This is a genomic window from Tsukamurella spumae (assembly GCF_012396015.1).
GTDB lineage: Bacteria > Actinomycetota > Actinomycetes > Mycobacteriales > Mycobacteriaceae > Tsukamurella > Tsukamurella spumae.
Genome location: NZ_JAAXOQ010000011.1, coordinates 78149 through 92435, shown reverse-complemented (window position 1 = coordinate 92435; position 14287 = coordinate 78149). Strand labels below are relative to the sequence as shown.

Genomic DNA, 14287 nt, shown 5'->3' with positions numbered 1-14287 from the left:
GAAATCTGTTTCCATTCTATTAGTTGTGGTCATACAATCCTTGTATGCCTACAAGCATTCCGCACCTCGGACCCCGACGACGAGCGTTGATCCTCGTCGCCTGCAGCCTCAGCCTGCTCATCTCGTCGATGGACGCGACGATCGTCAACGTCGCGCTCCCCGCGATCGGCCGCGACATGTCGGCGTCCGTCACCCACCTGCAATGGGTGGTCGACATCTACACGCTCACTCTCGCGAGCCTGCTGGTCCTGTCCGGCGCCACGGCGGACCGCTTCGGTCGCCGACGGATCTTCCGACTCGGGCTCACGATCTTCGCCGCAGGATCGCTGCTGTGCAGCCTCGCGCCCTCCGTCGAGGTCCTGATCGCGGCCCGTGGGATCCAGGCGGTCGGCGGCTCGATGCTGTCGCCGGTGGCCCTGTCGATCGTCACCGCCGTCTTCATCGATCCGGCCGAGCGCGCCCGCGCGATCGGCCTGTGGGGCGCGGTCGTCGGTGTCTCGACGGCCGTCGGACCGCTGGTGGGCGGCGTGCTCATCGACGCACTGGGCTGGCAGTCGGTGTTCTGGGTGAACCTGCCGATCTGCGCCGTCGCGATCGCCCTTACCTACGCCGTCGTGCCCGAATCGAAGGCCGCGACGCCGCGCAGCATCGACCCCCTCGGCCAGATACTGGCCATCGCGGTCATGTTCACCGCCGTGTTCGGTCTCATCGAACGCGAGCCGCTGGTCCTGCTCGTGACCGCCGTCGCGCTGGCCGGCTTCATCGCCCACGAGCGCCGCCATCCGTCGCCGTTCATCGACCTGCGCTTCTTCCGCAGCATCCCGTTCTCGGCGGCCACGCTCACCGCGGTCTGCGCCTTCGCGGGCTTCGGCGCGTTCCTGTTCACCATGTCGCTGTATCTGCAGAACACCCGTCACTTCTCCGCCGTGCAGACCGGGCTGATGCTCCTGCCCATGGCGCTGTGCGTGTTCGTCGCCTCCCCCGTGTCCGGCCGCCTCGTCGCCCGGTTCGGTCCGCGTCCCTCACTGCTCGGCGCGGGCGTGCTGATGACCTGCGCGACGGTCGCGCTGACCGCGGTCGGGCCGACCACGCCGCTGCTCGTGCTGGGCATCGTGTTCGCCGTCTTCGGCACGGGTTTCGGACTCGTCAACGCGCCGATCACCAACTCCGCCGTCAGCGGCATGCCACTCGATCGGGCCGGGGCCGCGGCCGCCGTGGCGAGCACCAGCCGACAGCTCGGCGTCAGCCTCGGGGTGGCGCTGTCGGGGCTGCTCATGGGAGCGTCGCTGTGGTGGGCGACCGCCGGCTTCACCGCTGTCATGGTGATCCTCGCGCTGGTGTCCACCGGTGCCCGCGCCGAGCGCTCGCGCGAGCGGATCGTTCCCCTGCTCACAGCGAAAGAGGTTGCGGATGTCCGCTGAAAGCCCCGACGAGGTCTGGAGCCTCCTCGTCCACGCCGTCCTCGACAGCCGTTCGGACTGGCGACGCTCCGTCACCGAGCGCACCGGACTCCCCTTCAGCCGGCTGCGGGTGCTCAAGCGGCTGGACCGCTACGGGCCGCTCACGCTCAAGGAGCTCGCCGCGCTCGCGGACATGGACGCCCCGGCGACCACCGTGGCCGTCAACGATCTCCAGGCACGCGGGCACGTGCAACGCACCGTCTCCCCCGAGGACCGGCGCGTGAAGGTCGTCACCATCACCGATGCCGGGCGCGTCGTCGTCGACGCGATGGCGGCGGTCGAGGACCCGGCGCCGCCCGCGATCCGGTCACTAACCCCCGGGGAGCTCGCGCGGCTGGCCGAGCTCGCCCGGACGCTGGCCGGATAGCCCGGCACCGTCGGACGACGGTGCCGCGGCGCTCTGCTCGACCGTCCCGACGGTGACCTTCCGGGTGCGTCGCATCGAGAAGGTCACCTCCTCGACCTCCTCGTAGGACTGCTGGATCGTCCGCGTCTGCTGGACCCCCGGCAGTACCCGCGCCACGATCGGCGGCACGAGCGGGCGCACGAACCCGGCGAGGGTCCGCGCGGCGTCGTCGAGCACGGGCGGCACGAACGGGTTGGGCGTGCGCGCGACCTCCCGCTGCGGTACCGCGGGCGCGGTCTCCGTCGCGCGGGCGGGAACGGGTGGGTTCGTCCGGTCGGACACGGTCGCCTCCTCGGCGGGCTCGGGATCGTCAGTGGCGCTGGTGATCACGGGGATCGGACCCGTGGGAGTCTCGTCCGCGACCGGCTGGTCCGGCCGGAGCGCGGCGAGGCTCGCCGCCTCCGCGGCGGCGGCGATCGGCAGGAAGTCGTCGTCCGGCGCGTGACTCGCGACCGTCGTCCCCGACGGTGCCGGACCCGACGGTGCCTCCCGCACGTACCGGCGCGCCGTCACGGCCACGGGCTCGAAGCCCGCCGCCTCCAGCACCCGGGTCGGATGATCCTGTGCCAGTGCGATTTCGATGCGCCGCTCCTGGTGCCCGCGGTCGATCGCGAGCTGCGCCGCTGCGGCCAGTCGCTCGCTCTCGAGCTCCTGTCGGCGCCGGATGTCGCGGGTGGTGTCGCCGCGCCACAGGCGCAGAAGCAGCGGGAGCAGCGCCAGCACGATGCTCACGAGGTCGATCACGATCCGCAGCGCCGCGGCCGGGAACGAATGGACCGTCACACCGTTCAGCGCGACCCAGCGGGCGCCGATCCCGTCGTCGCCGTCGGCGACCGCAGCCTCCCGCGCGGACTGCGCATCGGAGCGGGCGCGCTCGACCCGCGCGTCGAGGGCCGGGGACCGGGCCGCGCGGGCGGCGGTCGCGCGGTCGAGGTCGGCCTGCGCCGCCGCGAGCCGCTGGTTGGCGGTGCGCGTCTCGGGCCCCTGGCCGGGCACGCCGGTGATCGAGGTCTGCGGGCAGGCCGGGCCCGGCCGGTACTCGCAGCGAGCCACGACGAGCGCCTGATCGCGCCGGGCGCTCGCCTCGGTGACGGAGCTGTCGAGCGCGGCCCGATCGGCCCGCGCGGCGTCGAGGTCGGCCTGCGCGGCACGGACCGCGGGCACTGCGGTTGCGGCGGCGACGGCATCGGCCCGCAGCCGGTCCTCGATCGCACCGTTCAGCGCGAGCATCGAGACCGTCTCGCCGACGACCAGCCCGATCAGGACCGCGACGAGGAACCGGCCGGGCAGCGGTGCGCGGCGGCCGGGAACGGCCAGCAGGAGGCAGATCGTTCCCCCGACCAGCGCCGCGAGTACCGCGAGGACCAGGACCGTCGTCATGCCACCTCCGTCGCTGCGATAGAATGTCGTCGTTCTTCTCTCATCAACCATCGCAGCACCGGGCCGCTCGCGCCCAATCGTGTGGCCGCTTTCACAGTGCGAAGTACCCGCACGAACCGAGTACTTCTACGCATCCGCGGGCGTCCGGCGCACGGCAGGCTGATGCCCATGACCAGTACAGCAACGGCTCCGAAGCCCACCGCAGCGTTCTTCATCCAGTCCGCCATCGCCTTCGCCGTCTCGGCGGGGTCCCTGCTCGTGGGCGCCTTCTACCTACCCGTGGATCCGTGGCAGCGCGGCTTCCTCATCGTGGGCGCCCTGTTCCTCATCACCAGCACGTTCAACCTCGCCAAGGTCGTCCGCGACCAGCAGGAGGCGAACAGCATCCGCGTCCGCGTGGACGAGGCCCGGATCGACAAGCTTATGGCGGAGCACGATCCGCTGCGCAGCGTGGGCTGACATCGGCCCACAGACCCGGTCAGCCGTACCTCGGGCGAACATCCCGAAATCGCTCCAACCGACGGGACGCCACCGATGATGGAGCGATGACCGCCACCATGCGCGCACAGCGCTTCCATGCCGACACCCGGACGATCAGCGTCGAGGACGTACCCATTCCCGAACCCGGTCCCGGCGAGGTGCTGGTGAAGGTCGCGTTCTGCGGCATCTGCCACTCCGATCTCAGCCTCATCAACGGCACGTTCCCGGCGATGCTCCCGGAGGTGACGCAGGGCCACGAGGCGTCGGGGACGGTCGCGAAGCTGGGCCCCGGGGTGACCGGTTGGGCCGAGGGCGACCGCGTGATCGTCGCCGCGGGCCGGCCGTGCACGACCTGCCCGAACTGCCGGCGCGGGAACTTCGCCGACTGCACGCAGGTCAAGATCATGGCGTTCGCCTACGACGGGGCCTGGGCGGAGTACACCGTCGCCCAGGCCGCCGGACTGACCCGCGTCCCGGACAACGTCCCCCTCGAGCAGGCGGCGATCCTCGCGGACGCGGTCTCGACGCCGTACGGCGCGGTCGTACGGACCGGCAAGGTCGGCGTCGGCGAGTCCGTCGGCGTGTGGGGCCTGGGCGGGGTCGGCACGCACGTGGTGCAGCTGGCACGACTCGTCGGGGCGGCGCCGATCGTCGCGGTCGACATCAACCCCGAGGTGCTCGAGCGCGCCCTCGAGGTCGGCGCCGACCACGCCTTCGACTCCCGCGACGAGCAGCTCGGAGCGAAGATCGCCGAGGTCACCGGAGGCCGCGGCCTGGACGTCGCGTTCGACGCCGTGGGCCTCAAGGCGACCTTCGAGCAGGCGCTGAGCCACCTCACCGTCGGGGGGCGTCTGATCTCCGTCGGGATGAGCGATCAGGAACCGACCGTCGGGTCCACGACGATGTTCGGGCTGACCCGCAAGCAGGTGCTCGGCCACCTCGGTTACAAGAACGTCGACATCGAGACCCTCGCGACGCTGGTCTCGCTCGGACGCCTCGACCTGTCCCGGTCCGTCAGCGGGATCGTGCCGCTGGAGGACATCGCGGCGGGCATCGACCGGCTCGAGCGGCACGAGGGCAACCCGATCAGGCTGCTCGTGCAGCCCTGACGCCGGTCCGCGGCGCGACTACACGACCGCGGCGAGATCCTCGCGGAGCGAATCCAGCGCCGGAGTGGCGCGGGGCGTCATGGCCCGCCAGGCGTCGAGGATGCGCTGGCTCTGCCCGGCGTGCCGGACGAAATGGTTGCCGGCGAACTTGGGGAAATCGAAGGGCACCATCGCGTCCATCCGCCGGAGCACGGCACGCACCACCAGTGGCGGCGGCGCGAACACCCGCAGCCCGACGTCGGCGCGCATCGCCTCGGCCATCGCCCGACCCGGACGGCGAAGCCGGCGCAGGAAGGTGGGCCAGTCGCCGCCGACGACCGCCAGCTCGGCCGCGTAGGGCACCATCAGCACGCCGACGGCATCGGCGGCCTTCGCCGGCGTCCGGCCGACCACCTTCGGATACTCGGCGGCGAGCCGACGCGGCAGCTCCGGCGCACCGTCGACCCCGACGGCGGCGAACGCCGGGACGAGCGGCGGCACCCAGTACTCGGCCCGCGTCTCGGTACCGCGCGAGGTCGCGAACGCGAGCAGACCGGGCGCGAGCGTCGCCACCTCGGCGCCCGGGAACATCCGTTGCGCGATCGCCGCATCGCCGATCACCGGGCTGGTCACGCCGATCGCCGCCGGTCGTGCCGCGGCCAGCGCGGCCAGCGCGGCCGCGACGTCGGGCGCGAGCTCGCCGGGCGCGGACGTGAGAATCAGGAGATCGACCTCGCCCTGCACTTCGTCGGCCTCGACCTGCGGGTAGGTCACCACCGGCACGTGCGCGACGGCCCCGTCGGGCGCGACGGCCGTGAGGATCACCCCGTCGCGGCGCGAGGCCGCCCGGACCTCGGCGCCGGTTTCGGCGAGCAGCGCGCCCGCGGCGGCGGTGACCGCCCCGGCACCCTGGATGAGCACGCGCCTGCGTTCGGTCATGTCCCACCCTCACCCCGGAGGCCGCTCGCACGCAACACCTGCCGCTGCACGCCGGCGCGCAGCGCTTCCTCACCGCCGAGCAGCCGGACCTTGCGCCGGGCGCGGGTGATCGCGGTGTAGAGCAGCTCACGGGTGAGCAACCGCGAATCGGCGGGCGGGATCACCACGGACACCGCGTCGTACTGGCTGCCCTGGCTGCGGTGGATCGTCATGGCGTAGACCGTGCGGACCGCGACCAGCTGGTTCGGGTACAGCAACGCGACGTCGGCGCCGCGCGCGAACGCGGCCCGCAGGTCCGACGGGTCGCCGTCGTGGGCGATCACCACGCCCACGTCGCCGTTGTAGACCTTGGTGTCGTAGTCGTTGGCCGTCACGAGCAGCGGCTGTCCGGCGTACCAGCCCGCCCCTCCGGTGCGCGCGCCGGCCCACTCCTCGGCGAGCTGCGCCCACCGGGTGACCCCGGACGGTCCCTCGGAGTGCGCGCAGAGCACCCGGTGCTGCTGCACGCCGGTGGCCGCGTCCGCCACGAGCCCCTGCTGCGCGGCGGCGACGGTGGCCGCACTCGCCGCCCGGACGTCGGCGCGCAGGCTCTCGACATCCTCCGGCTCGCACCACTCGATCGCGCCGCCCCCGCCGTCGCGGGCCAGCTCGATCACGCGGTCGGCGTCACCCCGGCGGACCGCATCGGCGAGCTCGCCGAGCGCGCCCGTGAATCGGCGGCCACGGCGCAGCCGGACCACGCCCCGCCGCGCCTCGCCCAGCTCCGCCTCGTCGAGGACCTCCTCGTCGCCTCCCGTGCGCGCTCGCTCGTCGGCCAGCAGCGCATCCAGCTCCGGCGACGGCGCCGTGGTCACGCCACGCGCCACCAGGTCCCCGAGGACGGCGCCGGCATCGACCGATGCCAGCTGGTCCGGGTCGCCCACCAGGATGAGCCTGGCCTCGGGCCGCAGCGCCTCCAGCAACCGGCACATGATCGTCAGCGAGACCATCGAGGTCTCGTCCACGACCACCACGTCGTAGGGCAGGTGATTGCTCGCGTCGTGCCGGAACCGGCTGGCATTGCCCGGTTTGAAGCCGAGCATGCGGTGGATCGTCTGCGCCGGGATCTCCCGCGGCAGGCCGAGCGCGGCGCCCTGGGTGCGGACCTCGCCGGCGAGCTGTGCGGCCGCCCGCCCGGTGGGGGCGGCGAGCCCGATCCGCAGGTCCGGGCCGTGCTGGTCGAAGAGCAGTGCGAGGATCCGAGCCACGGTGTAGGTCTTGCCGGTGCCGGGACCGCCGGCGAGCACCGTCGTCTGCCCGAGCACCGACGCGGCGGCCGCGAGCCGCTGCCGGTCCGGCCCCGGCTCGGGGAACCGCTCCCGCAGGCCCTCGCGCAGTCGCGCGATGTCCACGCCCGGCGCGGCACCCCCACGCGCGTCGAGCACTGCGCGCACCGTCTCCTCCTGGCGGTGGTACCGGTCCAGGTAGAGGAGCTCGTCGCGCACCAGCCGCAGCGGCCGCAGCGGGCCGGCCGCGCCGCCCACCACCAGCGGGCTACCGCGCAACGCGTCGCGAACCGCGGCAACCTCGGGCCACGGCAGGGCGTCCACGTCGACCTCGCCGTCACCGTCGACGGCGACGTCCCGCAGACGGGAGAGCTCCAGGCACACCGAACCGAGCCGGACGGCGCGGGTGGCGAGCGCTGCGGCCAGCAGCACCGACTCGTCCGTCTCGCCGCCGAGGCGGCCGAGCGCGGCCGCGACGTGCACGTCGGCCGGGCCGAGGACCCCCGCGTCGGCGAAGGTCTGCAGCAAGGTCTTCTCGGCCGTGGTCATGCTGCTCCTCCCGCCAGCGCGTCGGACACCGCGACCACGAGCGCCGCCGGCGGGTGCCACTCGAAGACGCCTGCGCCGCGCGGGGTCTCGGGACCGATCATCGCGCGCACGAAGTGGTACTGCACGACCCCGAGGTGCTTCTCCGGCCGGTAGCCGGGTACTCGCCATCGCAGGAACCGGTGCAGCGCAACGGAGTACAGCAGCGCCTGCAGCACGTAGTGCGACGAGATCATCTCGCGCGCCATCGCCGCGGGCGTGTAGTCGGCCGTGGTGAGGTCGCCGCGGGCGAGCCGGTTGGTCTTGTAGTCGACCACCGTGTACCGGACGGTGCCGTCGGGGCCCGTGACCCGCAGGACCGAGTCGATGCTGCCGGTCAGGTAGCCGCGGAGCGCGGCCCCCGGCACCTCGCGCAGCCGCTCCGCGTAGGGCGCCAGCGGATCGTCGGCGGGCACGTGCGCGTCGAGCAGATCCGCGATCTGCGCCAGCGTGGCCGCGCCGCCGTCGTCCGCGCCGAGCGGGAGTTCGAAATCGAGCTCGGCGAGATGATCGCCGGGCGCGATGCCGGCCAGGGTCAGCCCCGCCAGGTCCCCGACGCCGAGTGGAGTGCGCAGCACCGCGACGAGCGCCCCGGCCAGTTCCGCGGGATCGTCGGGGACCGCGCCGAACTCGGACGCCTCGCGGCAGCGCGTGAGCACCTCGGCCTCCAGATCCGGGGCGCCGGTGTCGACGTGCTCGAGGATCTCGTGCACGAGGGTGCCGAACACGGCCCCGCCCGACAGACCGTTCATCAGGGACGACGGTGCGCCGCCCGCGCCGGCGGCATCCGACGCGGCGGCGACCAGCGGCTCGTCCAGGGGCTCGTCGGCGATGCCGGGCTCGTCCGGCTCACTGCCGGTGTCCGGGGCGGCCTCCGCGGGGCCGTGCGCGGCATCCGCGGTGAGCGCCGAGTAGCTCGTGCGCCGCCAGGTGGGGTCGATCCGACGCTCGGCGCGGCCGAGCACCAGCTCCGGGAAGCCGGCGAACGGGGGACGCCACTGCGGCGGCGCGGGCGCGGACAGGTCCACCGCCTCGATCGACACGGCCGCCTCGACGGGCGCCGCCCACTCCCGCAGCCGCGCGCCGGTCTCGTCGTCGTGCGGAATGGGGGCCTGCTCCGCGGGCACGCGACCGCCGCCCACCTCGGAGAACAGCAGCCGGTGCAGGGGCGATCCCTTCGTGGTGGTGCTCGGCGCCCACCACAGGACCAGCCGCGACTGCGCCCGCGTGGCACCCACGTACAGCAGGCGCAGTTCCTCAGCCGCCTCCTCCTCACGCGAGACGGCCAGCCGCTTGCCGTAGCCCGGCGCATCCTTTCCGCCGACATCGACCAGCCGCTCCCCCGCGTCGTGGAAGGTGAAGGTGTCGCGATCGCCGAAGCCGCCGAAGGAATCCCACGCGAAGGGCAGGTACACCACGGGGAACTGCAGACCCTTGCTGGCGTGGACCGTCATGAGCTGCACCGCCTCGGTGTCGGTCGCGAGGCGGCGCGCGGGATCGGCGGTGCCGCCGCGGCCCGGGTCGGCGATGCGCTCGGCCAGCCACCGGGTCGCGGCGCCCAGGCCGAGACCGTGGGTGACGGTGGCGTGCTGCACCAGCTCGGCGACGTGCCGCAGGTCGGTGAGAGTGCGCTCGCCGCCGATCCGGCCGAGCATCCGCTCGTCGAACCGCGAACGCGTGGCGAGCGCGTCGAACATCGCCGCGAAGCCCGAGCGGGCGAAGATCCCGGCAAGCGTCCGCAGCCGGCCGCTGATCTCGGAGACCAGCTCGTCGCCGCGCTCGTCGAGGTCGCGGGCGGTGAACTCGAACAGCGGCGTGAGCGCGGCCAGGCGGGCCCGATCGCCGCGGCCGGGGTTCTCCAGGGCCTGCAGGAGCCGCAGCCAGTCGACGGCGGCCGCGGTGGTGAACACGCTCGCACCGCCTGCGGCGACCGCCGCCACGCCGAGACTCTGCAGCAGTGTCTGCAGCTCGGCGATGTGCTCGTTCTTACGCACGAGCACGGCGATGTCGCGCGGCTGCAGTGCGCGGGGCCCGTCGTGGGCGTCGTCGTAGCTCTCCTCGGCGACCAGGGTCCGGACGATGTCCGCCGCCGTGTCCCGCAGCACCGCCGCGCGGACGCCGGGCACACGCGGAATGCCGTACTGGGTCTTGGGCCCGACCCCGTTCGACCCGAGGTACCGCAGCCGCAGCGGCGGACCGTCGAGCCGGGAATCCGGGTGGTGCGCGCTGACCCGGCCCACCACGATCTGCGAGTCGCCCAGCGCGACATCGCCGTAGAGGTGCTGCAGGGCGTCGACCAGCGGCCGATCGGAGCGGCGGTTGACGTCGAGCGCCTGGTGCGTGGTGGCGGCCTTGGACGCCTCGAGGTAGCTGTAGACCTCTGCGCCGCGGAAGGCATAGATGGCCTGCTTCGGGTCGCCCACCAGCACGAGCGTGCGGCTGCCGTGGAACGCCGCGTGCAGGATGTCCCACTGCACGGGGTCGGTGTCCTGGAACTCGTCGACCAGCACCACCGAGTAGGCCTCACGGAGCCGCGCGCAGGCCCGCTCCCCGTGCGCAGGGTCGGTCAGCGCGTCGCGGAGCAGCCCCTGCAGGTCGTCGAAATCGCGCAGCCGGCCGGCCCGCTTGCGGCGCTCCACCTCTTTGCGGACGGAGTCCGCGTAGGCGACGCGCAGCGCGACATCGGAGCCCTCCGCCGCGTCGCGCGGCGTGATCGCGGCGCGGGGATTCGCGACGACGGTGCGCGCGAACTGCAGTGCGATCGGCAGCGGGAAGGGCGGCCGCGGCCGCCCCGCGAACATCGCCAGGTAAGCGTCCTCCGCGACCTCCTGGACGAGGTCGCCGATGTCCTCCACGAAGGTGACCCCGGGCTCCAGATCGCCCGCGAGGCCCAGTGCGTCGAGCATCCGCTGACAGAAGCCGTGGGTGGTGGTGATGGTGGCCGCGTCGAAGTCGGACAGGGCGGCGACCAGCCTGCGGTGCCGCAGCGCGACCTCGCCGGGGTCCCCCGCGGCGAGGTGACGGATCAGCTCGTCCTGGGCGGCGCGGGCGGCCTCCGGATCACGGAGGGCCCGTTCGGCGGAGAGCAGGCGCGCACGGGCGCGTTCCCGCAGCTCCTGGGTGGCGGCGCGGGAGAACGTGATGAGGAGCATCTCCCCCAGCTCCGCGACGCCCTCGGCGACGTACCGGGTGAGCAGCCCGACGATCGCATAGGTCTTGCCGGTACCCGCGCTCGCTTCGAGGACGGTGGTGGCGCCGCCGGTGGGTAGCGGCCCCGTGAGCTCGAACGGGGTCACGCCTAGCACCGATTCGCGGGCGGTCATGACAGCTCCTCATGGGTCAGCAGCGGCACCCACAGCCGCGCGGCGAGCGCGCCGAACCGCGTTCCCGCGCGGGAGAACTCCGCCTCGGAGCCCCGCGGCGGGCCGAGCGCATCGTCGAAGGCGGAATCGCCCAGCGCGTACCGGATGGACTGGTCCGTCCCGTCGCCGAACTTCCCGTCGAACTCGGCGCGGGCGGCCTCCAACGAGATCTTCGTGCTCTTGCCGCCGAGCGCGGTCGCGATGTACGCGGGCGAGGACTTGGGGAACAGCGGCAGCGGCTCGGCGAGCCCGCGGTCCCGCAGGTCCACCAGCGCCCGCAGCTCCGCGATCGGATCAGCGGGGGCCTGCAGCCGCGACGCAGAGACACCCCGGTAGCCGCGCCCCAGGATGAGGGCGGAGCGTTCCTCGTAGCCACCGGCGGCCAGCGCGAGCAGCGACACCCACGCCGAGACCCGGTGCTTCGCCGCGAGTTTGCTGAACGAGGCGCGCACGACCCCGTCGGGCCGCACCGCCGGCACGGACCCGACCAGCCTGCGCCCGTCGCCCAGGTCCACGCCGATATCGACGGTGGTCGCGGCGCCCACGAGGTGCGGGCCGGCAACGCGGGCCAAGTCCGCGACATCGGCGGCGACCCGATCGAGGACGGCGGAACCGAGGGCGAAGGGCGGTAGCGTTCCGCGCCGCATCTCCGCCGCCGCGAACCGCTCGGGCGGCGTGCCCGCGAGCGCGGAGGCGAGCATGCGCTCGCCGATCTCCCACTGCTGCAGGCCGTCCGGCGCGATCGTCAGCGCCTCGGCGAGCTCGTCGTCCTGATCCGGCACGGTGAAGTGCAGGCGCTGGCGCAGGAAGGCCTTGACGGGGTGCTCGCAGAACCGCACCAGCGCATCGAGATCGACGTCCTCGACCGCGGACGCGGCCAGCGGCGCGGCGAGGAAGGGCGGAACCGGCTCCGGTGTCGATGCCGCTGCCCTGGCCCCCGCGTACGCCGCGGGATCGTACGAGAAGGGCGCGCCGAGTCCGAACCGGTCGGGGTCGAAGTTGCCGGGGTCGAAGGGCTGCAACGGATGCCGGAACTCGAGCCCCGCGATCTCCGAGCTCTCGTCGTCCGCCGCGTCCCCGACGGCGGCGTCCACGTCGGTGAGGAGGGCCCGCGCCGCGTCGCGGAGTTCGGCGACCGGGACCGCCGGCGGACGCCGCGTGCCCTTGACCGGATCCGCGCCCGTGTAGAAGACCAGCAGTCGGTCGGTGGCGCTGGTGACCGCGTCGAGGAACAGTTCCCGGTCCTCGGCGCGCGGATCGCGCTCGCCGACGCACGGGGTACGCCCCAGGACGTCGTCGCCGGAGTATCGCGTGGACCGTGGGAACACCTCGTCGTCCAAGCCCAGCAGCACCACCACGCGGTGCGGCACCGACCGCATCGGCACCAGCGTGCACACCGTGAGCTCGCCCGTGCGGAAGTTGGCGCGGGTGGGCTTGGCACCCAGGCGCGAGCCCAGCATGGCGCGCACCTCGGTCAGCGTCAGGTCACGGTCCGATCCGTCGCGCAGGGCCGCGGTCAGCTCGCGACCGGCCTGGGTGACCTGCCACGCGTCCGCGGCGGGCACCGCCCCGATCTCGCCGACCAGCCGCTGCAGCGACTCCGCCCAGTCCCGAGCCGGCCGGCGCCCGCGGCTCTCCGCGGTCGCGCGGGTGAGCACGTCGAGGTACTCGGCGAACCGGCCGACGAGGTCGATGTCGGTGGAGTCCACATCGTCCAGCGGCAGGCCCAGGCCCAGCCACGCCCCGTCGGTCTCATCGGCGACGACGCCGAGCACGATCCGGTCCAGCGCGGTGGCCAGTGTGTTCTGCGGGAACCCGCGCAGCCCGTAGCGCTCGCGCGCCGCCTCGTCGAGGCCCCAGCGGGCGCCCGACGGGCCGGCCCACTCCCGGAGCCGTTCGATGTCGGAATCGCTGAACCGGAACCGGCGCCGTACCGGATCGGTGGCCCCCAGGTCGAGCACCTCGGCGACGGTGGCGCGACCGTCGGCGAGTTCGAGGACCGTGACCAGCGCGTCGAGCAGGGGGTTGGTGAACCGCAGCGATCGGTCGGCCAGGCGCACCCGCAGACGCTGGGCCGGGTGTATCGCCTCCCCCGCCTGGCCGGGACCACCGGAGTCCACCACGGCCTGGCCGAACGCGGAACGGATGAGGGGCGCATAGGTCTCGATGTCCGGGCAGGTGACGAGGACCTCGCGCGGCTGCAGCGTCGGATCGTCCTCGAACAGCCGGACCAGCCGCTCCCGGAGGACCTCGATCATGCGCGCCGGACCGTGGCACGCGTGGAACTCGATCGAGCCGTCCGCGGTGCGTCCCGCGGCGAGCGGGGCATCGTCGGCGATACCCGACTGCACGCCGCCGAGGAGGGTCGCGGCGCGGGGCGGCGTCGGGTGGTGCACATCGGCATCCATCAGCGGCGCGACGCGCGCCTGCAGCTCCCGCGCCTCGCGCCCGAGGGACGCGAGCAGGGGGTTCGTTGCGGTCGGGCCGCCGGCGGTGCGGGGCACGGGCCCGGCGGGCGGGGCGGCACCGCCCGACAGCTCGGCCCACAGGGCCGGGCTGGGATGCGGTAGCCACAGGTGCACCTCGCGGCCCACGGCGAGCGCCGCGAGGACCGCCGCCTGGTCTGCGGGGAGGCGGGTGGGTCCGTACACCGACAGCCGCTCGGGCAGGTCGACGATGCCCGGCTCCGCCCGCAACTGCGCGCAGGCGGCCTCGAGCCGCTCGGCGGGGCTGGGCGATCCCGCGAGAGTGCGGACGCGACGGAAGAGCTCGGCCTGCCAGGACAGGTCCTCGGGCAGCTCCCCACCGATGCCGTCGGTGTCGCGGCCCGCCGCCCAGTCCACCAGCATGCCGGGCCGGTTCGCGCCGTAGGAGCGCAGCAGACCCGCGAGCAGCTCCGCGGTCGGATAGCGGCGCCGGGGACGGTGCCCGGGCTGCGCGGCCCAGCCCCCGGGGCGGACCACCCCGAGGTGCCGGGCGAGGACCGCCCCCGAGGGCTCGAAGGCCATCTCGTCGATCGCCGCGAGAACGAGCCACACCAGCCGCTCCCCGCGCCACGGGTCATCGTCCGGCGCGATGCCCGAGGCCGCGGCCACCGCCTCGGCGACCAGACCGGCGGGGGTGGGGAACTCGATGTTCGCGGCGACGCCCAGCCGAGTGGCCAATCCCTGGATGATCCAGCGCTCCACCCCGCGCGCCGGGACCGCGATCAGTTCCGGGCGGAACGGGTCGGCCGCGGGAACCGCGAGCACGTCCGCCAGCGCGTCCACGAGGACGTCGCCACGTTCGGAACGGTGCACGGTGAGCATGTGCGCAGTTCTAA

General features: G+C 73.6%; 9 protein-coding genes. 4 read left to right on the top strand and 5 right to left on the bottom strand.

The features are described 5' to 3' along the window. Positions 1–44: 44 nt before the first annotated feature. Positions 45–1421, top strand: a complete 1377-nt coding sequence (locus tag HF999_RS10255) for an MFS transporter (protein ID WP_168545774.1) — start codon at positions 45–47, stop codon at positions 1419–1421. Beyond that, positions 1411–1827: a MarR family winged helix-turn-helix transcriptional regulator gene (locus HF999_RS10250; RefSeq protein ID WP_168545773.1), complete on the top strand. Its 417-nt coding sequence runs from the start codon at positions 1411–1413 to the stop codon at positions 1825–1827. Before HF999_RS10255 ends, HF999_RS10250 begins: the two co-directional genes overlap by 11 nt. Here the strand turns inward: HF999_RS10250 and HF999_RS10245 are convergent. Beyond that, positions 1771–3246: a DUF4407 domain-containing protein gene (locus tag HF999_RS10245; protein WP_168545772.1), complete on the bottom strand. Its 1476-nt coding sequence runs from the start codon at positions 3244–3246 to the stop codon at positions 1771–1773. The two genes, HF999_RS10250 and HF999_RS10245, sit on opposite strands and share 57 nt — an antisense overlap. Before the next feature lie 168 nt (positions 3247–3414). Between HF999_RS10245 and HF999_RS10240 the strand changes: the two genes are divergently transcribed. Beyond that, on the top strand, positions 3415–3705 hold the full coding sequence (locus HF999_RS10240; protein WP_168545771.1) for a YiaA/YiaB family inner membrane protein: 291 nt from the start codon (positions 3415–3417) through the stop codon (positions 3703–3705). Between the two features lie 86 nt (positions 3706–3791). Then, a complete protein-coding gene (locus tag HF999_RS10235) occupies positions 3792–4835 on the top strand; it encodes a zinc-binding dehydrogenase (protein WP_168545770.1) in 1044 nt (347 codons plus the stop codon). A gap of 18 nt (positions 4836–4853) precedes the next feature. Here the strand turns inward: HF999_RS10235 and HF999_RS10230 are convergent, their stop codons facing one another. The 4 genes from HF999_RS10230 to recC are packed head-to-tail and all read right to left on the bottom strand — an operon-like array spanning position 4854 to position 14273. Continuing rightward, positions 4854–5753 (bottom strand): hypothetical protein, encoded by a 900-nt coding sequence (locus HF999_RS10230; RefSeq protein ID WP_168545769.1) that lies wholly within the window; start codon positions 5751–5753, stop codon positions 4854–4856. Next, complete coding sequence (gene recD / locus HF999_RS10225) at positions 5750–7567, bottom strand: exodeoxyribonuclease V subunit alpha (protein ID WP_168545768.1); 1818 nt, start codon at positions 7565–7567, stop codon at positions 5750–5752. Before recD ends, HF999_RS10230 begins: the two co-directional genes overlap by 4 nt. Further along, a complete protein-coding gene (locus HF999_RS10220) occupies positions 7564–10926 on the bottom strand; it encodes a UvrD-helicase domain-containing protein (RefSeq protein ID WP_168545767.1) in 3363 nt (1120 codons plus the stop codon). Before HF999_RS10220 ends, recD begins: the two co-directional genes overlap by 4 nt. Then, the gene (gene recC / locus HF999_RS10215; protein WP_168545766.1) at positions 10923–14273 is read right to left on the bottom strand and encodes an exodeoxyribonuclease V subunit gamma; all 3351 of its coding nucleotides are present in this window, start codon (positions 14271–14273) and stop codon (positions 10923–10925) included. Before recC ends, HF999_RS10220 begins: the two co-directional genes overlap by 4 nt. Positions 14274–14287 lie beyond the last annotated feature (14 nt).